17 protein-coding genes are annotated in these 19,948 nt (G+C 64.9%); 10 read left to right on the forward strand and 7 right to left on the reverse strand.

All coding sequences use genetic code 11. The annotated features are described in order from the left end of the window. The first annotated feature begins 49 nt into the window (after nucleotides 1-49). Nucleotides 50-715: an SDR family oxidoreductase gene (locus M2337_RS10430; RefSeq protein ID WP_264570169.1), complete on the forward strand. Its 666-nt coding sequence runs from the start codon at nucleotides 50-52 to the stop codon at nucleotides 713-715. Nucleotides 716-785: 70 nt separating this feature from the next. Here M2337_RS10430 and M2337_RS10435 read toward each other — a convergent pair whose 3' ends face one another. Next, entirely contained in the window at nucleotides 786-1,949 is a 1,164-nt protein-coding gene (locus M2337_RS10435) for a Yip1 family protein (protein WP_264588596.1), read from the reverse strand. 186 nt (nucleotides 1,950-2,135) lie between these two features. Between M2337_RS10435 and dnaE the strand changes: the two genes are divergently transcribed. Beyond that, on the forward strand, nucleotides 2,136-5,672 hold the full coding sequence (gene dnaE, locus M2337_RS10440; protein ID WP_264570171.1) for a DNA polymerase III subunit alpha: 3,537 nt from the start codon (nucleotides 2,136-2,138) through the stop codon (nucleotides 5,670-5,672). A gap of 194 nt (nucleotides 5,673-5,866) precedes the next feature. Further along, the gene (locus M2337_RS10445) at nucleotides 5,867-6,469 is read left to right on the forward strand and encodes a PEPxxWA-CTERM sorting domain-containing protein (protein WP_264570172.1); all 603 of its coding nucleotides are present in this window, start codon (nucleotides 5,867-5,869) and stop codon (nucleotides 6,467-6,469) included. Between the two features lie 23 nt (nucleotides 6,470-6,492). Here the strand turns inward: M2337_RS10445 and M2337_RS10450 are convergent, their stop codons facing one another. Further along, nucleotides 6,493-7,572, reverse strand: coding sequence for a PA0069 family radical SAM protein (locus M2337_RS10450; protein ID WP_264570173.1), 1,080 nt, complete (start codon nucleotides 7,570-7,572; stop codon nucleotides 6,493-6,495). 104 nt (nucleotides 7,573-7,676) lie between these two features. On the opposite strand from M2337_RS10450, the gene M2337_RS10455 reads away from it, so the two are divergent. Continuing rightward, nucleotides 7,677-8,189, forward strand: a complete 513-nt coding sequence (locus M2337_RS10455; protein ID WP_264570174.1) for a YbjN domain-containing protein — start codon at nucleotides 7,677-7,679, stop codon at nucleotides 8,187-8,189. A gap of 66 nt (nucleotides 8,190-8,255) precedes the next feature. Next, on the forward strand, nucleotides 8,256-9,704 hold the full coding sequence (rmuC, locus tag M2337_RS10460) for a DNA recombination protein RmuC (protein WP_264570175.1): 1,449 nt from the start codon (nucleotides 8,256-8,258) through the stop codon (nucleotides 9,702-9,704). Here the strand turns inward: rmuC and M2337_RS10465 are convergent. Further along, a complete protein-coding gene (locus M2337_RS10465; protein WP_264570176.1) occupies nucleotides 9,701-10,393 on the reverse strand; it encodes an HAD family hydrolase in 693 nt (230 codons plus the stop codon). The genes rmuC and M2337_RS10465 overlap by 4 nt on opposite strands. A gap of 112 nt (nucleotides 10,394-10,505) precedes the next feature. Between M2337_RS10465 and M2337_RS10470 the strand changes: the two genes are divergently transcribed. Then, on the forward strand, nucleotides 10,506-11,798 hold the full coding sequence (locus M2337_RS10470; protein WP_264570177.1) for an amidohydrolase: 1,293 nt from the start codon (nucleotides 10,506-10,508) through the stop codon (nucleotides 11,796-11,798). Between the two features lie 95 nt (nucleotides 11,799-11,893). Next, nucleotides 11,894-12,427, forward strand: a complete 534-nt coding sequence (locus M2337_RS10475) for a TPM domain-containing protein (RefSeq protein WP_264570178.1) — start codon at nucleotides 11,894-11,896, stop codon at nucleotides 12,425-12,427. Between the two features lie 41 nt (nucleotides 12,428-12,468). On the opposite strand, the gene M2337_RS10480 is transcribed toward M2337_RS10475, so the two are convergent. Further along, on the reverse strand, nucleotides 12,469-12,849 hold the full coding sequence (locus M2337_RS10480; protein WP_264570179.1) for a hypothetical protein: 381 nt from the start codon (nucleotides 12,847-12,849) through the stop codon (nucleotides 12,469-12,471). 243 nt (nucleotides 12,850-13,092) lie between these two features. Here M2337_RS10480 and prsK point away from each other — a divergent pair, with 243 nt between their 5' ends. Beyond that, complete coding sequence (gene prsK, locus M2337_RS10485; protein ID WP_264570180.1) at nucleotides 13,093-15,177, forward strand: XrtA/PEP-CTERM system histidine kinase PrsK; 2,085 nt, start codon at nucleotides 13,093-13,095, stop codon at nucleotides 15,175-15,177. Next, a complete protein-coding gene (prsR, locus tag M2337_RS10490) occupies nucleotides 15,177-16,544 on the forward strand; it encodes a PEP-CTERM-box response regulator transcription factor (protein WP_264570181.1) in 1,368 nt (455 codons plus the stop codon). The genes prsK and prsR overlap by 1 nt, the downstream gene beginning before the upstream one ends. Before the next feature lie 72 nt (nucleotides 16,545-16,616). Here the strand turns inward: prsR and M2337_RS10495 are convergent, their stop codons facing one another. From M2337_RS10495 to M2337_RS10505, 3 genes are all read right to left on the reverse strand, one after another. Continuing rightward, nucleotides 16,617-16,982: a glycine zipper 2TM domain-containing protein gene (locus tag M2337_RS10495; protein ID WP_264570182.1), complete on the reverse strand. Its 366-nt coding sequence runs from the start codon at nucleotides 16,980-16,982 to the stop codon at nucleotides 16,617-16,619. A 110-nt stretch (nucleotides 16,983-17,092) separates the two neighbouring features. Further along, nucleotides 17,093-17,449 (reverse strand): GntR family transcriptional regulator, encoded by a 357-nt coding sequence (locus tag M2337_RS10500; RefSeq protein ID WP_264570183.1) that lies wholly within the window; start codon nucleotides 17,447-17,449, stop codon nucleotides 17,093-17,095. A gap of 57 nt (nucleotides 17,450-17,506) precedes the next feature. Then, nucleotides 17,507-18,085, reverse strand: a complete 579-nt coding sequence (locus tag M2337_RS10505) for a nitroreductase (RefSeq protein ID WP_264570184.1) — start codon at nucleotides 18,083-18,085, stop codon at nucleotides 17,507-17,509. 242 nt (nucleotides 18,086-18,327) lie between these two features. On the opposite strand from M2337_RS10505, the gene M2337_RS10510 reads away from it, so the two are divergent. Further along, a complete protein-coding gene (locus M2337_RS10510) occupies nucleotides 18,328-19,911 on the forward strand; it encodes a peptide MFS transporter (RefSeq protein ID WP_264570185.1) in 1,584 nt (527 codons plus the stop codon). The last annotated feature ends 37 nt before the right edge of the window (nucleotides 19,912-19,948 follow it).

Genomic DNA, 19,948 nt, shown 5'->3' on the forward strand with positions numbered 1-19,948 from the left:
TTGTGCCGGCGCGCCATGGTGGCCGGCGGCACGCGACAGGAGACGACTCATGGCAACCATCGTGATCGCCGGCGCCAATCGGGGCATCGGCCTGGAACTGGCGCGGCAATATGCGCAGGACGGGCATGATGTGATCCGCGCCATGCGCGGCGAAGACCGGGCCGATCCCATCTTCGGTACCACCATGGCGCTGGATGTGGCGGATGCGCAATCGGTCAGCAAGTTCGCGGCGGCGCTCGATGGCAGGCCGGTCGACCTGCTGCTTGCCAATGCCGGGGTAATCGGCCCCGAGCGTCAGAGCAGCACGGACATGGACTTTGATGGCTTCCTGCACACGCTCGATGTTAACGTGCTCGGCCCGTTGCGGGTGATCCAGGCACTGCTGCCCAATTTGCGCAAGGCGGCTCATCCGCGCGTGGCGGTGACCTCCAGCCGCATGGGGTCGATGGCCGCGCCGCAGTCGGGCCATCTCGCTTATCGCGCCTCCAAGGCGGCGGTGAACAAGGTCGTGCAGTGCCTCGCCGCCGATCTGGCAGGCGAGGGGATTGCGGTGGCTTCCCTCCACCCCGGCTGGGTACGCACCGATATGGGTGGCCCCGGCGCGGACATCGACGTCGAGACCAGCGCGGCGGGATTGCGGCAGGTGCTGGACGGCCTGAGCATGGAGAATAGCGGCCGCTTCTGGGCCTATGATGGCGAAGTGCTGGACTGGTAATCGCCGACGCTTTCAGCCTCGCGCCTGAACCGCTCAGGCGCAGCCTATTTTTGAACGGATCGGCGCCTGATTAGCGCCTCAGGCCTTTCAGCTTGGCCATGTCGATGGCAGCGACGGCGGCCTTCAATTCGTCGATGCTGCCCGCGTCGCCCTCTGCCTCGACCATGAAGCGCTTGTCGACCGTGGTTGCGAACGATCCGTTGCCGGCGCCGCGGTCCCACCGCTCGATGACCATATTGTCGTCCACCGTCGTGGTGCGCTCGTAGCTGTCGCCATCCTCACGGTTGGATTCAACGCCCATGGCGCTCGCCATGCCGGCAATCGCGCCCATCGCCGCCATATCGGAGACCTTGAGGGTGAAGCGCTTGCCACCTGCCTCATAGCTTGCCTCGGCCTGGCTGGTGGGGCCGGCCTTGACGCTGCTGATCGCCGTGCGCTGATAGACACCGATGCTGGCAGGCAGGAGCGCCTGCAATTGCGCCGGCGCGACGGCTTCACGGGTCTGCGCGGCTTCCATGTCGCGCGCTGCCTGCTCGATCTTGCCGGTATCGATGTTGCCGACGCCGGGCAGGGTAATCGTATCGCCATCTTCGGTCGTCACCGTGCCGCCGCCCAGGCTTCCCGAGGGCGAGAAGCCGAAGGTGCGGCCCACCGTGGCGGTGATCGCGCCGATGACGATATAGATCACCAGCACGCACAGCACCGTCACGATCGTGTAGGTCAGCGCCTTCTCGGGCGGCACTTTCATCAGCGGGGCCGCGCCGACATAGAAGAGATAGAAAGAATAGAGGCCGAGAATTCCAAGGAAGCTGAGCGACGGCATGATACTGAAGATGCCGGCTAGCCAACTGGCCGTCATCGAATAGGCGACGAGCTTGAAGGCGTTGCGAGAACTGCCGACGCCGCCGAATTTGGGCGCGAGCTTGTTGGCGATGAAGCTGATGAGGAACAGGCTGACCAGCGCCAGAATGAAGCTTGTCACCGCCATGGAGAGGCCGCTGATCAGCGACGGGCGATAGCTGAAGCCGAACGCGCCGAAGCCGAAGAGCTGGCCGCCGACGAAGGCCGCGATCGGGCTGATCCCCGCCAGTGGCAGGGCGTAGTTGGTGAAGATGTCACCGCTCGGCGTCGTCTCCGCCGCAATCACCGGCCATTCCGCCTTGGGCTTGAGAATGATCGCCTTCGCGCGTTCCATGAGCGATGGCGCCCTGCCACCCGTCGGTTCGATGTCCATAATCCCGTCCCCTGTTTCTGCGACTCATTGAACCATCTTGGGTCCGGGGCGCAAGTCCTTGCAAGATCGGGCGTTCAGGGGGATTGCGGGAATGACCCAGTGCCGGCGGTCTCAGTGGTGCAAAGCCTGTGGGTAACTTGCGCGCGGCCCTTTCCAGATGGGCGCCAAGGCCCCATAACAGCGGTCATGCCGCACCAGCCCTATGTTCCGCTCCGTAACCTGTCGGCCTACACCCTGCTGGAAGGCGCGATTGCGCCCAAGCAGCTTGCCGCGCGGGCCAAGGAGCTGGGCTTTCCTGCTGCGGCGCTGACCGATCGGAACGGCCTTTATGCGGCCATGGCCTTCTCCGACGCGGCCGCCAAGGCCGGCGTGCAGCCGATCATCGGCACGACGCTCGCGGTGGCGCGCCCCGGCCGGCCGGACAATGCGCCGGTTCAGATCGATTGGCTGGTCCTCCTGGCGCAGGATGATGTCGGCTACGGCAATCTCTGCGCGCTGGCGAGCCGCGCCCATGTCGAGCGGCCGGAAATGGAGGAGGCGCATGTCTCCTTCGAGGCGCTGGAGCGCCATGCCGACGGCCTCATCTGCCTGACGGCAAGCGGCGAAGGTGCACTCGCCCGGTTGCTGGCGGAAGGCCTGCCGGAGGAAGCCGGTCGCTATCTTGGCCGGCTCTCCGCCCTCTTCGGCGATCGCCTCTATATCGAGCTGTCCCGCACCGACGATGCGATCATGGCGGCGGCGGAAGACGCGCTGATCGACCTCGCATACGCGCGCAATCTGCCGCTCGTGGCCACCAATCCGGCCTGCTATGCCGATGCCGGCTTCCATCCGGCGCATGACGTGCTGCTCTGCATCGCCAATAGCAGCTATGTGGAGAGCGACGACCGCCCGAAAAGTTCGCCGCAAAGCTGGATGAAGCCCGCCGATGCGATGCAGCAATTGTTCGCTGATCTGCCGGAAGCCATCGCCAACACCCTCGTCGTGGCGCAGCGCTGTGCGGTGATGGCGCCCAAGCGCAAGCCAATCCTGCCCAGCCTTGCCGGCGACCGCGACGGTGAGGAGGCGCAGTTGCGCGTCGATGCGACGGCGGGTCTGGTCGGGCGCCTGCGCAAGATCCACCAGCACACGCATGGCGAAGCCGCGGCCGAGCTTGATGAAGCCGCGCTGCGGGCGCGCTATCCGGATTACTTCACCCGGCTCGATTTCGAGCTGGATATCATCATCCAGATGGGCTTTCCCGGCTACTTCCTGATCGTGGCCGACTTCATCAAATGGGCCAAGGCGCAGGATATTCCGGTGGGGCCGGGGCGTGGTTCGGGCGCTGGCTCGGTCGTCGCCTGGGCGCTGACGATCACCGATCTCGATCCGCTGGCGCTGGGCCTGCTGTTCGAGCGCTTCCTCAATCCCGAGCGCGTCTCGATGCCGGACTTCGACATCGACTTCTGCGAAACCCGGCGCGGCGAAGTCATTCGCTATGTGCAGGGCAAATATGGTCATGATCAGGTGGCGCAGATCATCACCTTCGGTACGTTGAAGGCGCGCGCGGCGCTCAAGGATACCGGCCGGGTGCTGCAGATGGGCTATAATCAGGTCGACCGGCTGGCCAAGCTGGTCCCCAATCACCCGACCGACCCGTGGACGCTGGAGCGGACGATGAATGGCTCCGCCGAGTTCGTCGCCGAGTATAAGGCGGACGGGCAGATCAAGCGGCTGGTCGATCAGGCGATGATGCTGGAGGGCCTGCCGCGCAACAGCTCCACCCACGCCGCCGGCGTGGTGATCGGCGACCGTCCGTTGTCGGAGCTGATCCCGCTCTACCGTGATCCCAAGTCCGACATGCCGGTGACGCAGTTCGACATGAAATATGTCGAGAGCGCCGGGCTGGTGAAGTTCGACTTTCTGGGCCTCAAGACCCTCTCGGTGCTGCAACGCGCGGTCAAGCTGCTCGCCAAGCGCGGTGTCAGCGTCGACCTGGAAGGGCTGAGCTGGGACGACGCGAAGGTCTACGATCTGCTCAAGCGCGGCGACACGGTCGGCGTGTTCCAGCTGGAATCCGAGGGCATGCGCAAGACGCTCGCCGCCGTGAAACCGACCAATTTCGGCGACATCATCGCGCTCGTCTCGCTCTACCGGCCCGGCCCGATGGACAATATCCCGCTCTTTGGCCGCCGCAAGAATGGCGAGGAGGCGATTGAATATCCGCACGATCTGCTCGAGCCGATCCTGAACGAGACCTACGGCATCTTCGTCTATCAGGAACAGGTGATGCAGGCCGCGCAGATCCTTGCCGGCTACTCGCTCGGCGGCGCCGATCTGCTGCGCCGCGCCATGGGCAAGAAGGTGAAGGCGGAGATGGACGCGCAGCGCGCGACCTTCGTCGAAGGCTGCAAGGCGCACAACCAGATCGACAAGAAGAAGGCCAATGAGCTGTTCGACTTGATCGACAAGTTCGCCGGCTATGGCTTCAACAAGAGCCACGCGGCCGCCTACGCGTTGCTCGCCTATCAGACCGCGTGGCTCAAGGCGCATTATCCGGCCGAATTCTACGCCGCCTCCATGGCGTTCGATATCCACCAGACGGACAAGCTGACCGTGTTCGTGGATGACATGCGCCGCATGGGGCTGACTTGCCTGCCGCCCGACATCAACGTCAGCGAAGCCGATTTCTCGGTGGAACCGGACCCGGAGGACGCTAGCCGCCACGCCGTGCGTTATGCGCTCGGCGGCCTCAAGGGCGTGGGCGAGAAGGCGATGGAAACGCTGGTCGAGGAGCGGGTCCGAGGCGGCGCGTTTCGCGATCTCGATGATCTGGCCGGCCGGATCGAACCGCGCCTGCTCAATCGCCGGCAGCTTGAGAGTCTGGCGGCGGCCGGCGCCTTCGACAGCCTGGGGCTGGACCGCGCGGTGGTCCATGCCGCTGCCGAGGCGCTGCTGGCGGTTGCCGCCAAAGCCGCCGAGCAGCGCGAGAGCGGGCAGGGCGGTCTGTTCGGTGGGGAGGATGTTTCCCATGCGGACGTGCCGCTGCCGGACGTGAAATGGGCCGCCGTCGAGCGGATGGCGCAGGAGAAGGAGGCGTTCGGCTTCTATTTCTCGGCGCACCCCGTGGACCGCTATCGCATTCTCGCGCGCGGCAAAGGCGTGCGCAGCTATGCGGAGCTGTGCGGCCAGTCGGATGGCATTGGCGGCGGCGACCGCACCGGCGCGATGATGGCGGGACTGATCGAGGATATACGCTGGCGCGAGACCAAGCGCGGCGCCCGCTATGCCTCGGCGACCTTCTCGGATTCAAGCGGGCAATTCCAGGCCAGTTGCTTCGATGAGGAAAGCTGCAAGCTGCTCGCAACCCTGCATGAGAGCAACGAGTGCGCCCTGCTGACCGTGGAGCTGGATCGCCAGCCCGGTGAGGAGACCCCGCGCGTCACCGTGCGCAACGTCCAGTCCTTCGCGCGCCTGGCTGGCACGGCGCGAATGCGGATGGTCATTTCCGTCGAGGAGCCCGGCGCTATTCCTTCGCTCCGGCAGATGCTTGGCGAACGGCGCGGCGCGCGCTCGACCGTGGAGCTGGACGCGGCGCTGCCCGATGGCGGGCGGGCGCGGGTGGTCCTCGGCGAGGATTTTCAGCTCGATGCCGAGCTTGGCGAGCGGGTCGAAACGGTGCGCGGTGTGACCAAGGTGGTGCTCGCTCAGCACGGGCCACAGCTGGCGCTGGTCGCCTCCCGCTAGACCGTGCCTGACGCGCGATGTGTTGCACTGCACCGCGCCGGAGCGCGAGCTGAGGCGGCTTTCCTCGCCTCGTGAGCACAATTGAACGCAGCGCTATTGTGCGTTTGCGAAATGTTAACCATCGCAGCGGCGGGGGTGCCATCCCGTTCCATCGGGTGGCGCCGGGGGTGACTCTTAGGACTTGGGAGTTACCGATGAAAACTATGTACAAACTGCCGCTTGTCACAGCGGCGCTGATGGCCGGAGCCGCTTTGGCGGCACCATCGCAGGCCGCAATCATCAGCTTCGATGGTCTCTCCGGATCGGGTGATCCGTTCACCAGCTACACGCAGGATGGGTTTACCTTCGCCAATGTGCTGGGGTCTTCCGTGGTCGATGCCGGCTCGGGCAATAGCGCGCCCAGCGTCGGCTTTGGCGGCGGGACGGCGCTCAGCCTGTTCGATCTGACGGCGGGCGGCGCGAGCTTCACGCTGGACAGCTTCGATCTGGCGACCGTGGACAGCAACCTGCTCTACAGCGTGACCGGCTTTGCGGGTCAGGTGCCCGTGTTCAGCCTGCTCTCGACCTTCTCCGGGGATTTCTCCACCATCGCCGGCGCCAGTAATCTGGTTGACCGGGTCGTGTTCGGCTTCGTTGTCGGTGGCGCTTCGGCGAATATCGACAATATTGCCGTAAACGGAACCAATGCTCCGCCGGTGCCCGAGCCGGCTGTCTGGGCCATGCTGGTGATCGGCTTCGGCGCGGTTGGCTACACGTTGCGGGGCCGCAAGGCGACGATGCGCGTGTCGTTCAACTGATCTGACGACGAAGGGCGATCTGTTCATCGCAGCATGCTGAACAGATCGCCCTGATCGGATGGCGGCACGAACAGATCGCGCCGCAGCGCAAGGCGGCCCTTGCCGAGGCCATGGCGTGCCTGAGCGACACGGAAGCGCGTGCCGATCAGCTCCGCATAAGCCCCGGACCCGCGCATGCGCGTGCCGAAATTGGGATCATTGTCGCGCCCGCCCCGCATCGACTGAATGAGGCTCATCACCTTGGCGGCCCGGTCGGGATAATGCGCATCGAGCCAGCCCCGGAACAGCGGCGCGACCTCGAAGGGCAGACGAACCGGAATGAACGAGACCGATTGCGCGCCCGCCTCTGCGGCCGCCGCGACAAGCGCCTCGATCTCATGATCGTTGATTGCCGGGATCATCGGTGACAGGCTGGCATGGGCCGGCACCCCCGCCTGCGAGAGCCCGCGGATCGCCGCGAGCCGGCTGGCAGGCGAGGGCGCGCGCGGCTCCAGCTTGCGGTGCAGCCCGGCATCCAGTGTCGTCAGCGAAATCGCCACCGCGACCAGCCCCTGCGCCGCCATCGGCGCCAGCAGATCGAGATCCCGCAACACCCGGTTGGATTTGGTGGTGATCATCAGCGGATGGCGGCAGTCCGCCAGCACCTCGATGCACGCCCGCGTGATGCGATACCGCCCCTCGATGGGCTGATAGGGGTCGGTGTTCGTCCCCATCGCGATGGTCTTCACCACATAAGCACGCCTGGCGAGCTCCTGCCGCAGCAGCCTGGCCGCGTCCGGCTTGGCGAACAACCGGCTCTCAAAGTCCAGTCCCGGCGAGAGATCGAACCGGGCATGGCTCGGCCGCGCAAAGCAATAAATGCACCCATGTTCGCAGCCCCGATAGGCATTCACCGATTGCTCAAAGCCAATGTCAGGGGAATTGTTGCGGGTGATGATCGTGCGCGCCTGCTCCAGCGTCACGGTGGTGCGCAGGGGTGGCGCCTGGTCCTCCTCGTCCGCCAGTCGCGCATCCAGCCAGTCGCCATCCACCTCGCGCGCGGGCAGGTGGAAACGGCTCGATACCTCGTTGGCCGGAGCGCCGCGCCCCTTGATCGCAGTCATGCCTCAATAGAACATATGAAGAACATATCTGCAATAGGCTTTGCGGTGGCGATGTCTGCTTCATCGCGATAAGGCCGTGGCGGTAACGAGCAATGGGGACGACGATGAAGACGACCGCTTGGATTTCCGCTGCGGCATGTGCGTTTGTGATGATGGCGGCGCCCGCTCATGCGGCCGATGAGGAACCGTGCGGCAAGGGGCTCGTCTGCGCCAATGCGCCCGAGACGGTGGTGAAGGCGATCCAGGACGCCGGCTACAAGGCCAGCCTGAGCAAGAGTGAGTCGAGCGGCAACCCGATGATCACCAGCGCGGCGAGCGGCTACAACTTCAACATCTATTTCTACGAATGCGAGGACGGCAAGAACTGCGCCTCGCTGCACTTCTCGACCCGCTTCGTGGATGACGGCAAGAACACGCCAGAGCTCGCCAATTTGTGGAACCGCAAGAACCGGTTCAGCCAGATGGCGGTGGACGAGGATGGCTCGCTCGACCTGACCTATGACGTGACAACCTATGGTGGCCTGACCCAGCGCAATTTCGCCGATGTCGTCGACTGGTGGCAGACGATGCTCGGCGCCCTCAACAGCTTCTTCCGCGAGCAGGGCCATATCGAGTGACGGGCTTGCGCTTGTGAGGCAGGGGCGATAGGTTCTCATTTCGTTCCTGTTTTGCCGCGAGTTGCCGTGACCGTTGAAAGCCTCGTTCTTAGTCTGCTTCTTGTGCTGGTCGGGCTTGTCGCCGGCTGGCTGATGCGCGCCCGCATGGCTGCGCCGGTCGAGGCTGAGCGCAAGGCTCTCGCCGACCGACTCGCCACCCTTGAGGATATGCGCAACGCCGCGCTGCGCGACCTCGCGGTGGCGGCGAGCCGGGCGGAAGAAACGGACCTCTTGCGCGCGAAATTGGATGAGACCGATCGCGCGCGGGACGAGGCCGAACGGATGCTCGCGGCTGTGCAGGCCGATCAGAAGGCGCGGATGGAGGGCTTCGAGGCCCAAATTCGCGCGCTGGGTGAGGCGCGCGAGCAATTGTCTGCGCAGTTCAGTGAGACCGCCGGCAAGTTGCTGAACGAGGCGCAGCGCATGCTCATCGAGCGCGCCGATCAGCGCTTCCATCAGGCCCATGAGAAAAGCGAGGCCAGTCTCAAGGCGTTGCTCCAGCCGGTCGAGACGACGCTCAAGCGCTATGAGGAAGGTCTGGGCAAGGTCGAGAAGGAGCGGGTGGATAGCTACGCCGCGTTGCGCGAGGCCGTCGAGCAGGTGCGGTTGGGCAGTGCCGAGGCGCGGGTGGAGACGGCGCGACTGGTGAATGCGCTGCGCTCCAGCCCCAAGGCGCGCGGGCGCTGGGGCGAACAGCAATTGCGCAATGTGCTGGAAATGGCGGGCCTCAGCCAGTTCGCCGATTTCCGCTCGGAGGTCTCCGTCGATACCGCCGACGGCCGGCTGCGCCCGGACGTGATCGTGCGTCTGCCCGGGGGGCGGCAACTCATCATCGACGCCAAATGCTCGCTCAACGCTTATCTGGAAGCGGTCGACGCTGTGGACGAGGTGGTACGGGCCGGGCATCTCAAGGCCCATGCCGGCGCGATCCGCAACCACGCGCAGCAGCTTGGCGCGAAGGATTACTGGACGCGCTTCGGCGATGCGGCGGACTATGTCGTGATGTTCATCCCTGGCGAGCATTTCCTCGCGGCAGCGCTGGAGCAGGATGACGGCCTGTGGGAATGGGCCTTCGAGAAGCGTGTGCTGCTCGCCACGCCGACCAATCTGGTCGCCATCGCGCGGACCGTCGCGAGCGTCTGGCGGCAGGAGAAAATGGCCGAACAGACCCAGCAGATCGCGGCGCTCGGCAAGGAGATGTATGAGCGGCTGGCGGTTGCCGCCGGGCATCTTTCTTCGCTCGGCCGCAGCCTCAATGGCTCGGTCTCCAGCTACAATAAGTTCGTCTCCAGCTTCGAGAACCGCGTGCTGGTGACCGGCCGTCGCTTCAAGGATCTGAGCGTCGAAACCGGATCGCGGGAGATCGACGCGATCGAACCGGTCGAGGCGCTTGGGCGGTTACCGGCACCGGGCGAGAGCGCCGCTCAAGAGGCCGATGCCATGGCCGACGAGCGAGTCACAGGGCGCGCGGACTAGCGTTGTTCGACCAAGCGGCCCTCCGAAAGCGACGCCAGCACGATGTCGCGCACGGCATGCAGATCCTCGACGATGTGGGCGCATAGGCCCTGCATTTCCGCTGTAGGTGCCATCAGATCCGGCACCATCACCGTCATCATGCCTGCCGCGGCTGCCGAGCGCACGCCATTGTGGGAATCCTCAAGGGCAAGGCAATCGGCCGGCGAGACGCCCAGCCGATCGGCGGCGAGGAGATAGGGATCGGGCGCCGGTTTTCCCGCCTGATAATCGCCGAACGCCACGACATGCATGAACCGACCCGCCAATCCATGATGTGCCAGATGATGCCGGACCTGCTCATGGCCGGAGGATGTCGCGATTGCGCGGGGCAATCCCGCCGCGTCGAGCACATCGAGCAAGGCCACGACGCCGGGCTTTAGCGGCAAGTCCTGCGCGACGAACTGGTCGAAATGCGCCCTCACGCGATGCCGAAAATCATCGGCGGGAAAATCGCCGCCGAAATGGTCGAGCAAGTGCTGGCGCGCCGTCGGCCATGGGCATCCCAATGTGGCATTTAACAGCGCCTCGGTGATCGCGTGACCGCCCTCATCGCCGGCGGCAAACATCGCCGCGCGATAGAGCGTCTCGGTGTCGAACAGCACGCCGTCCATATCGAACACCACGGCTTTTGGAGGGCGCTCCAGCTTCATGCCCGCCTCATAGGCAGAGAGCAGGCGGGTTGGAAGCGCTTCGGCTCGCTGCCCTTCCAAGACGCGCAAAAGCGCCTATGATCGTAGCCGTCACGGGGCAGAAGGAACGGGCATGTCTTTCAATGAAGCGTCGAACGAAGCCATTGCGGCCTCCCATATAGACGCGACCATCGATGCGGCGCTGCCTGAACTGCTGGAGATCTACCGCGACCTGCACGCCAATCCGGAACTGAGCTTTCAGGAGGTGCGCACTGCGGCGACGCTGGCGGCGCGAATGCGGGCGCTTGGCTTTGCCGTTACCGAGCAGGTCGGGCAGACGGGCGTCGTGGCTGTGCTGGAGAACGGCCCCGGCCCGGTGGTGATGATCCGCGCCGACATGGATGCGCTTCCGCTCGAGGAAAAGACCGGTCTGCCCTACGCCTCAAGGGTTCGGGCGACGACGCGCGACGGCATCGAGAGCCCGGTGATGCACGCCTGCGGTCACGATACGCACATGACGGCCTGGACCGGCGCGGCGCAGGCGCTGATGGCGCTGCGGGCGCGATGGTCGGGGACGCTGGTGATGATCCTGCAGCCGGCCGAGGAGATCGGCCTGGGCGCCAAGGCCATGCTTGACGATGGGCTGTTCACGCGCTTCCCTAAGCCAAGCCATGTCCTTGCCTTCCATGACAGCGCGGAGCTTGCGGCCGGCACCATCGGCTACACGCCGGGCTGGATATTGGCGAATGTGGACAGTGTGGACCTCACAGTGCGCGGTCAGGGCGGTCACGGTGCCTATCCGCACAAGACCATCGACCCGATCGTGATCGCCGCGCGCATCGTCACCAGCCTGCAGACGCTGGTCAGCCGCGAGTGCGATCCGCAGGAGGCGGCCGTGGTCACGGTCGGCAGCTTCGTCGCCGGCGCCAAACACAATGTCATACCGGATGAGGCAAAGCTGCTGATCACCGTGCGCAGCTATTCCGATGAGACGCGCGGGCGCCTGCTGGGCGGCATCGAGCGGATCGCGCGGGGCGAGGCGATGGCGGCCGGTGTGCCGGAGGACCGGATGCCGATCATGGCGGTGGAGCAGGATTACACGCCCGCCACCTACAACACGCCGCAGTTCAGCGATCATGTCGCGGGCGTGCTGCGCGCCCATTTCGGCGCCGATCGGGTCCGACAGGTGCCCTCGGTGATGGGCGGCGAAGATTTCGGCCAATATCACCGCGCCGATAACAGCATCGAGAGCATGATCTTCTGGGTCGGCGGGGTGGACCCTGACAAGGTGGCCGCTGCGCAGCGCAGCGAGATCAGCCTGCCATCGCTCCACAGCCCGCTCTGGGCGCCTGATCCCCATGCGGTGATCGGCACGGCCGCAAAGGCGCTGACGGTGGCGGCGCTGGATATTTTTGGGAAGTCGTAGCCTGGCTTTGTGGGGGGGGGCGTGGCTTATGTTTTTCGGTTCGAAACACGTTGGTCCGAAACAGCAAAATGTGGGTCTTTAGGTCAGACATCAAAATGCTGACCAACAAGCTACTCGTCCCCCTGCTGACCATGTTCACCGCGGCTTGCTCTAACGCGCCGCCAGCCGACCAATCCACGACGGATGCGCCGTCTCACGCCGCCCAAACGCAGGCGGAAGTCGCACCTATTGGCCGCGTCAATGACTTCGCCAACATCATTCCGGACAAGCAAGAAGCGGCACTTTCAAAGCGTCTAGCGCGGTTTGAAGAGACCACCCGTCACCAAATGGTTGTGGTGACCGTCAAATCTCTAGGCGGGCGGGATGTTTCAGATTTCACCCGTGACCTTGCCAATGCCTGGGGGATCGGCCGCAAGGATTATAATGACGGCGTGGTTCTTCTTGTCGCGCCTCACGAGCGGCAGGTGCGAATCGCGGTTGGCTATGGGTTGGAACAAGCGTTGCCCAACTCACTTTGCAAAAAGATCATCGCCGAACGGATATTGCCGCGCTTCCGAGCGGGGCAGATGAGCATCGGGATTGACGCCGGTGTGAGCGCCCTGATTGACATTTTGACAACGCCGCGCTGAGCTGCCGGCCTCCCGCTTCGTCCGTCAAGATCACGCGCGCCTCAATAATGCGGCTTGCCGTCGTCGCCGCCAAAACCGGACTGCGGCGAGAAGTTTTCCGCATGGGCCGGGGGCGCCGGTGCGGGGACATCCTCGGCGACCGGCTCGGGAAGCGAGACGCGGGCGGACTCCACATCCAGCGTCGGGTTGGCATCGAAGAGGGGATCGGTCGATCCGGGCGCCTGTTCTACCACCGGCGGGGGCGGTGCCTCCGCGACCGGTTCGGACTGCGCCTGTTCCACCGACGGTTCTAGGGCCTGCCCGCCGTTTGCCGCCACCTCTACCGCCGGGTCCGAAGGGAGGACATTGCTGATGCCCATCACAAGCATCGGGCCACCGATGATGAAGGCGAGGGCGATCAGCAGATAGATGCGGTTGGGCATGAATGGCTCCGGCTCGTCCGGTCTTCGCGGACGCGTGCATGATAAGCAGACAGCCTTAGCATCCGGTAAAAATCGGCATCGCGCGCCGGCGGTCTGCGGCGTTCAGCATATTTTTGCTATTTCACCATAAGCCGGCCGGGTGTCGGATCATCTTACACTGAGCTGTAAAGCAGGATGGCGGGGCTGCGGCGTGGGCGGCGTGATCTTCACGGCCGCGCGGTCGCTTAGCTGGGGGAGATGCGCATGACTGTCTGGCTGATTGCCGGCCATCTGGGTCACGCGCTCGCGGCGATCCTGTTCGCCACGCTCGCGATCCTGAATTCGCGACAGCCCCACCGCATCGCCGCGCCGCAGTTCGTCATCGTCGCGCTGGCGCTGACTGCGCTATGGTCGCTGCGTCATGCCTTTGTCGGCTTCAGCCCACTCGGGCAATTGAGCGATGGCGTCACCGAGACCATGCGCAACGCGGCCTGGCTGGCGGCGTTAGCCAGCCTTTCGCGGGTCTGGCCGGGCGGGCGGACTGGCCCCAAGGTTGTGGTGCTGGCTCTGGCGCTTGTGCTCGCGGTTCAGCTCATTTTCGATCTGCAAATGGGCGAGGGCATTCGGGTCGATCGCCGCATCCTCGTCTATTTCGAGATGACCTGGATGTTGCGCGCTGCCTTCGCTCTGGGCGCGCTGCTGCTGCTCTTCCGCTGGAACACGGGGCGCGGTGACCCGGAATCGGCCCGTCGTGAGGGCTGGCTGGCCGCCGCGCTGGCCTGCATGTGGGCCTATGATTTCAACCATTATCTGCTGGTCTGGTTCGCCGAAGGGAGCATGACCCCGCTCGCGCCGATGCGCGGGTTCGTGATGGCGGTGCTGGCGATCATGCTCGCATTGGGCCTGCGCAGCGACGGCACGCGCGCCTTCGCGCTCTCGCGCACACTGACGACCCGGCTCGTCTCGGCGGGTCTCGCGCTGTTCTATATTTGCGTCATCCTGCTGCTGGTCGGCTTGCTGAGCGGCATGAGCGCTCCCATGGCGCGCATCGTCCAGTTCGCGCTGCTGTTCACTCTTGCCGTCGCGGTGCTGGCGTTTCTGCCGTCGGCATCGATGCGCTCCTGGCTGCGGGGCGAAATCTCAAAGCATGTGTTCGCGCATCGATATGACTATCGCAGCCTCTGGCTCCGCTTCTCCGCCACGATGGATGGCGGAGACACGGATGACACCAGCCTCGATTGCCGGATCGCGCGGGCGATTACCCAGGCGGTCGATGCGCCTGCCGGTGCGCTGTATCTGAGGCAGGATGAGCGTCTGGTCCGCGTCTGCGCCTATGCGTGGCCAGAGGCTAGCGCCCCGCCGCTGACCCTGCCACTCGCCGTCACCGACCGGATGGTTCCGGCCGGAAAGATCCTCGACATCGCACGCGAGGGACATGATCTGGGCGACCTTCTCCCGGCCTCGATGTTAGAGAGCCGTGTCGCTTGGGCACTTGCGCCGCTCATCTGCCGCGATGAGATCATCGGCGTGATGCTGCTCGCGGCACCGCCACGCTCTCGCGCGCTCGACTGGGAGGATTTTGACGTTCTGCGCGTCGTGTGCGGCGAAGCTGCCGCTCGCGTCGCGGAGGAGCGCCATCGCGAGGCTTTGGCTGAAGCGCAGCGGTTCGAAGAGTTCAACCGCCGCTTCGCCTTCATCCTGCACGATCTCAAGAATCTCGTGAGCCAGATGACGCTGCTGGCCGGCAACGCCCGCCGCCACGCGGACAATCCGGCGTTCAGGGAGGATATGATCCTGACGCTGGAAGAGACCTCGTCGCGGATGAACGACCTCATCCAGCGCCTTGGGCGCGGCGGGCAGGCGCGCCCCTCCGAGCGCGAGGAACTGCTGCTGGGGCCATGGCTCGGCGATCTCGCCCGCGCCTGGGCCGGCGGCACGCGCAATGTCGTCGTGGAGGGCGCGCTCGAACAGCAGGTGATCGTCGACGCCGATAATCTGCAGCGCGCGCTCACCCATCTGGTGCGCAACGCTATCGAGGCCAGCACGGACGGAGCCCTGGTGCGGATCGTCGTGGAGCAAGGCGATGCCTGGCTCGATCTTCACGTTATCGACCGGGGCAAGGGGATGAGCGCCGCCTTCATGCGCGACCGTCTGTTCCGCCCCTTCAGCTCCACCAAAGCCAGTGGATTTGGCCTTGGCGCGCATGAGACGCGCGCGCTGGTCGAGGCAATGGGCGGCCGGCTTCTCGTCCAGAGTGTCGAAGGAGAAGGCAGCCAGTTCACGATCCGGCTGCCAGTCACCAGCCCAAGTGAGAACGCAACAGACATGCCGATGCGGAGTGCGATGTGATGGGGGATAGTCGCCCGAAATTGCTGATCGTCGAAGATGATCCAGGTCTGCAGCGCCAGTTGCGCTGGTCCTATGACGGTTATCACATTCTTATCGCGGGGGACCGGGAGGAGGCGATGGACATCCTGCGCGCAGAAGCGCCGCCGGTGGTCACGCTCGACCTGGGGTTGCCGCCCGACCCGGATGGAATCACCGAGGGCATGGCCGCGCTGGCGCAGATCCTGGCCGAAGCCCCGGCGACCAAGGTGATTGTAGCATCCGGTCAGGGCGACCGCGCCAGTGCCCGGCGTGCAATTGCGCAGGGGGCGTGGGATTTCTACCAGAAGCCGCTCGACATCGACTCGCTAGGGCACATCGTCGCCCGCGCCTTCCACGTCCACACGCTGGAGCAGGAGAACCGGCGGCTTGCCGAGGCGGTCCCCGCCGATGCGCGGGTGCTCGGGCATATGATCACGGCATCGCCCGAAATGCTCAAGGTCGCGCGCATGATCGAACGGGTGGCGAGCGCCAGCGTGTCCGTGATGCTGCTTGGCGCCAGCGGCACTGGCAAGGAGTTGCTCGCGCGCGGCCTGCACGAAAAGAGCGACCGCGCCGCCGGGCCGTTCGTCGCGATCAACTGCGCGGCGATCCCTGAGACGCTGCTGGAGAGTGAGCTGTTCGGGCACGAGAAGGGTGCATTCACCGGTGCAGTCAAAACCACGCCCGGCAAGATCGAGCAGGCGCAGGGCGGCACGCTGTTCCTCGATGAAGTGGGCGACATTCCGCTGGCCCTGCAGGTGAAGCTGCTGCGCTTCTTGCAGGAGCGGACCATCGAGCGGATCGGCGGACGCCAGCAGATCGCGGTCGATTGCCGGATCGTTTGCGCGACCCACCAGAATCTGGAGGAGATGATCGCGCAGAGCCGCTTCCGCGAGGACCTCTATTACCGCTTGGCAGAGATCATCGTGCGCATCCCGGCTCTGGCGGAGCGAACCGGCGACGCCGTGCTGCTCGCACGCCATTTCGTCGCCCGCTTCGCTCCGGATCTGAACGCGCAGGTTCGCGGCCTGACCAGCGACGCCATCGCGGTCATCGATGCCTGGCACTGGCCGGGCAATGTTCGCGAGCTGGAAAACCGGGTGAAGCGCGCGGTCATCCTGGCGGATGGCAAGATGGTCACCGCGGCCGATCTCGATCTGGACGGTGCCGCCAGCGAGGAGGAGGGCGTCGTAGTCAATCTGCGCGCTGTTCGCGAAGCTGCCGACCAGGCAGCCATTCGACGCGCGATGGCGCGGGCGGAAGGGAATATTTCAGGCGCGGCGCGAATGCTCGGTATAAGCCGACCGACGCTCTACGATCTTATGAAAAGCTACAATTTGCAGAACTGAAGCGTGGGGGTAGGGGCCTTGCCGGAGGGCCGCATGGCCGCCCCGGCAAGGTCGAATTAAGGTCTAGCGCGGTTAGCGACACCGCGCGCTGCTGCGCTCGATTTCCCGCCCGAGCAACGCGCCACCGGCGGCGCCCAGGACGGTGCCGAGCGTGCGGTCACCGCGTGTGTCGATGGTGCGACCCAGCAGTGCACCGCCGGCTGCGCCGATGATCAGGCCCGTCGTGCCGTTCGCGCGCTTGCAATAATAGCGGCCATCATCGCCGCGCCATGTGCGCGTGTCGCGGGTGATGGGGCGGGGATCGCGATAATAGCCGCGGTCATCGTACATCCGGCTCGCGCCATGCCCGTGCCTGTGCTTGCCCTTATGAGCTTCCGCAGGGGCTGCGCTCATCATCACGCTGATCGCTGCGAGGGTGGCAAGTCCGGTCTTGATCATTGTTCGTCTCCGTTCAACCTGATGCGGCAAGTCTGCCGCGACCAACCGCAACGGCAGATGAACGAGGGATCAGACGCGATAAATTGAGCGACTGGAGCGGCAGGCCGTGATCAAGCGGTCGGCACGCGGCTCTGCTCTGCCAGCTCTTCCAGCGTGATTCCAATACGATGCATCTGGTCAGCGACGCCAGGCCAGACCGAACTGAAGAAACGCTCGCGCTCCATGGCCCGAAGACGGCGCGAGGCGCCCGGCGCGACGAACATGCCGACACCGCGGCGAACCTGCACCAGTCCCTCATCCTGAAAGCTCTGATAGGCTTTGGCGACGGTCAGCGGGTTCGCGCCCTGTTGCGCAGCAAAGGCTCGCACGGATGGCAAGACGTCGCCATCAGCGAAACGTCCCTCCAGAATGGCGGCGGCAATTTCGTCGCGCAGGCGCAGATAGACGGGCCGGCTCTCATCGATCATGCTGCATCAGTGACATAATACAGTGGATCGGTCAAGGTGCCGACCGGGCAGGGCCGGTCAGGCGCCTCGCCAGATCGATAGCACATCGTCCAGCTCGGGCCGGGGGCGCTCGTCCAGATCGCGCGAGGGCGTGCCGATGAACACGAAGCCCGCAATACGCTCCTCGCTCGTACCGAACGCATCCCGTACCGTCTCGTTGTAGGACGGCCAGCCGGTCAGCCAGCCGCCCGCAAAGCCCGCGGCATGGGCAGCGTGCAGCAGGTTCATCGCTGCCGCACCTACGGAGAGTTCCTGTTCCCAAACCGGGATCTTGGAGGATTTGGGCGAGGAGAGGATCACGATAAGCGCAGGCGCCTGATGCGCGAACTGATGCATCGCTTCGATTTCCAGCCGCCCAGCCTCGGGCTTTTCCGCGAGATAGGCGCGCTCGAGCAAGCTGGCCAGAGCCTCGCGCTGGTCGTCCGGCACGATGACGAACCGCCAGGGGGCGAGCTTGCCATGATCGGGCGTTCGCGTCGCGATCCGCACCATCTCGCGCTGCTGATCGAGCGAAGGGCCAGGCGCTGCGAGATCGCGCGGTTTGCCGGACCGGCGGGAGGCGAGATAGGCGGGAATGGAGGAGCGATCGTTGAACATGCCGCATCGCTAGACAAAACGGATCGGTCCGCCAAGCGCATTTGCGAATTGATCGCAGCCTGGCTCCCGGAGGTCCGGTTTTCCTTACGGCAAGGTCGCTCGGCCAGCGTCCGTTTCGAGTGAGCCAACGCCCCGGTCAGGCGCGGCAGAAAAAAGCGCTTTTCTCAAATGTCAGACTCTCTAAGTCTCGTGGGCATATTGTCGCGACCGGCGTCTCGCCGTTGCCCGGACCAGGAGACTTTATGGCGACCATTCCAGCCATCGCCCTCATCGCGCTCGTCGTGCTTCTTGCCGGCGGCGCGGTTGGGCTTGTGAGCAAGAAGCAGGAGTTTATCGGCCATCCCAAGGGCCTCTACATCCTGTTCTTTGCCGAGATGTGGGAGCGCTTTTCCTATTATGGCATGCGCGCCCTGCTGATTTTCTACCTCACCAAGCATTGGCTGTTCAGCGACGGGCAGGCGAACCTCGTCTACGGGGCCTATACCAGCCTCGTCTACGTCACCCCGGTGCTGGGCGGCTATCTCGCCGACCGTTATCTGGGCCAGCGCAAGGCCGTGCTGTTCGGCGCGCTGATCCTCACCGCCGGCCACTGCCTGATGGCATTTGAAGGCTCGGGCGGACAGGATGATCCCACGATCAACATCTTCTGGCTGGCGCTGAGCTGCATCGTCGTCGGCTCGGGCTTCCTCAAGGCCAATATCTCGGTGATCGTCGGCCAGCTTTACGGGCTTACCGATCCCCGCCGCGACGGCGCCTACACGATCTTCTATGTCGGCGTGAATGTGGGCGCGGCCATCGGTACCATCATGGCCGGCTGGCTCGGCGAGACCTACGGCTGGAAATATGGCTTCGGCGCGGCGGGCGTTGGCATGTTGCTGGGCGCGGCGGTGTTCGTCATCGGCAAGCCGTTCCTCATGGGCAAGGGGGAGCCGCCCAAGCCGCTCACCCTGCGCACGGAATGGTTGCTGTATGCCATCGGCGTCGCCTCCATCGGCGTGATCTGGTTCCTGGTGCAGTATCAGGATGTCATCGAGACGCTGCTGATCGTCGCGGGGGTGGCCCTGCTCGGCTATGTGCTCTACGCGGCGATGAAGCTGCATCCAGATGCGCGTGATCGCATCTTTGCGATTGTCTTCCTCGTCGCCCTCAACCCGGTGTTCTGGGGTCTGTTCGAGCAGGCCGGCGGCAGCCTCAATCTGTACACGGATCGCTATGTCGACCGTGGCGGTTTCCAGACCACCTTCTTCCAGTCGCTCAACCCCATCTACATCGTGCTGCTCGGGCCGGTCTTCGCCTGGCTCTGGCTTTGGCTGGGCAAGCGCGGCTGGGAACCGTCAGCCCCGGCCAAATTCGGTCTGGCGCTGGCACAGGTCGGCTTCTCCTTCTTGATCTTCGTGTGGGGCGCCCAGTCGGCCGGCATGGCGGCGCTGACGCCGGTGCTGTTCGTGTTCCTGGTGTATCTGTTCCAGACCACCGGTGAGCTGTGCCTCTCGCCTGTCGGGCTCTCCGCGATGAACCGCCTGGCCCCCAAGCATCTCGCCAGCCTCATCATGGGCGCGTGGTTCTACATGTCGGCGGTGGGCAATTTCGTCGCCGGCAAGATCGGCGAGGCGACCGGCGGTCATGATGGCGAGATGACCAAGGAAGCGACGCTCTCGGTCTACAACACCATCGGCTGGTGGACGATCGGCATTGCCGTCGCGGTGCTGGCGGCCTCCCCGCTGGTCAAGCGCCTGATGCATCTCGATACGCTGAAGGAAGAGGATGAACCGGTCGATGACCGCCCGGAGGAAGGCCTGCGGGACCAGACGGCGCCGGTGCGGTGAGCCTTCAAGGGGGCTGGCGTTGCTGGCCCCCGATCCG

Source organism: Sphingobium sp. B2D3A, from assembly GCF_025961795.1.
In the GTDB taxonomy this organism is placed as follows: Bacteria; Pseudomonadota; Alphaproteobacteria; order Sphingomonadales; family Sphingomonadaceae; genus Sphingobium.

Coding starts and splice junctions, on each gene's coding strand:
- dnaE (WP_264570171.1), top strand. CDS start 2,136: ATGCCGCACCAGCCCTATGTTCCGCTCCGTAACCTGTCGGCCTACACC.
- M2337_RS10500 (WP_264570183.1), bottom strand. CDS start 17,449: ATGATCGATGAGAGCCGGCCCGTCTATCTGCGCCTGCGCGACGAAATT.
- M2337_RS10435 (WP_264588596.1), bottom strand. CDS start 1,949: ATGGACATCGAACCGACGGGTGGCAGGGCGCCATCGCTCATGGAACGC.
- M2337_RS10510 (WP_264570185.1), top strand. CDS start 18,328: ATGGCGACCATTCCAGCCATCGCCCTCATCGCGCTCGTCGTGCTTCTT.
- M2337_RS10475 (WP_264570178.1), top strand. CDS start 11,894: ATGCTGACCAACAAGCTACTCGTCCCCCTGCTGACCATGTTCACCGCG.
- M2337_RS10480 (WP_264570179.1), bottom strand. CDS start 12,849: ATGCCCAACCGCATCTATCTGCTGATCGCCCTCGCCTTCATCATCGGT.
- M2337_RS10430 (WP_264570169.1), top strand. CDS start 50: ATGGCAACCATCGTGATCGCCGGCGCCAATCGGGGCATCGGCCTGGAA.
- M2337_RS10495 (WP_264570182.1), bottom strand. CDS start 16,982: ATGATCAAGACCGGACTTGCCACCCTCGCAGCGATCAGCGTGATGATG.
- M2337_RS10505 (WP_264570184.1), bottom strand. CDS start 18,085: ATGTTCAACGATCGCTCCTCCATTCCCGCCTATCTCGCCTCCCGCCGG.
- M2337_RS10445 (WP_264570172.1), top strand. CDS start 5,867: ATGAAAACTATGTACAAACTGCCGCTTGTCACAGCGGCGCTGATGGCC.
- M2337_RS10465 (WP_264570176.1), bottom strand. CDS start 10,393: ATGAAGCTGGAGCGCCCTCCAAAAGCCGTGGTGTTCGATATGGACGGC.
- M2337_RS10450 (WP_264570173.1), bottom strand. CDS start 7,572: ATGACTGCGATCAAGGGGCGCGGCGCTCCGGCCAACGAGGTATCGAGC.
- M2337_RS10455 (WP_264570174.1), top strand. CDS start 7,677: ATGAAGACGACCGCTTGGATTTCCGCTGCGGCATGTGCGTTTGTGATG.
- M2337_RS10470 (WP_264570177.1), top strand. CDS start 10,506: ATGTCTTTCAATGAAGCGTCGAACGAAGCCATTGCGGCCTCCCATATA.
- prsK (WP_264570180.1), top strand. CDS start 13,093: ATGACTGTCTGGCTGATTGCCGGCCATCTGGGTCACGCGCTCGCGGCG.
- prsR (WP_264570181.1), top strand. CDS start 15,177: ATGGGGGATAGTCGCCCGAAATTGCTGATCGTCGAAGATGATCCAGGT.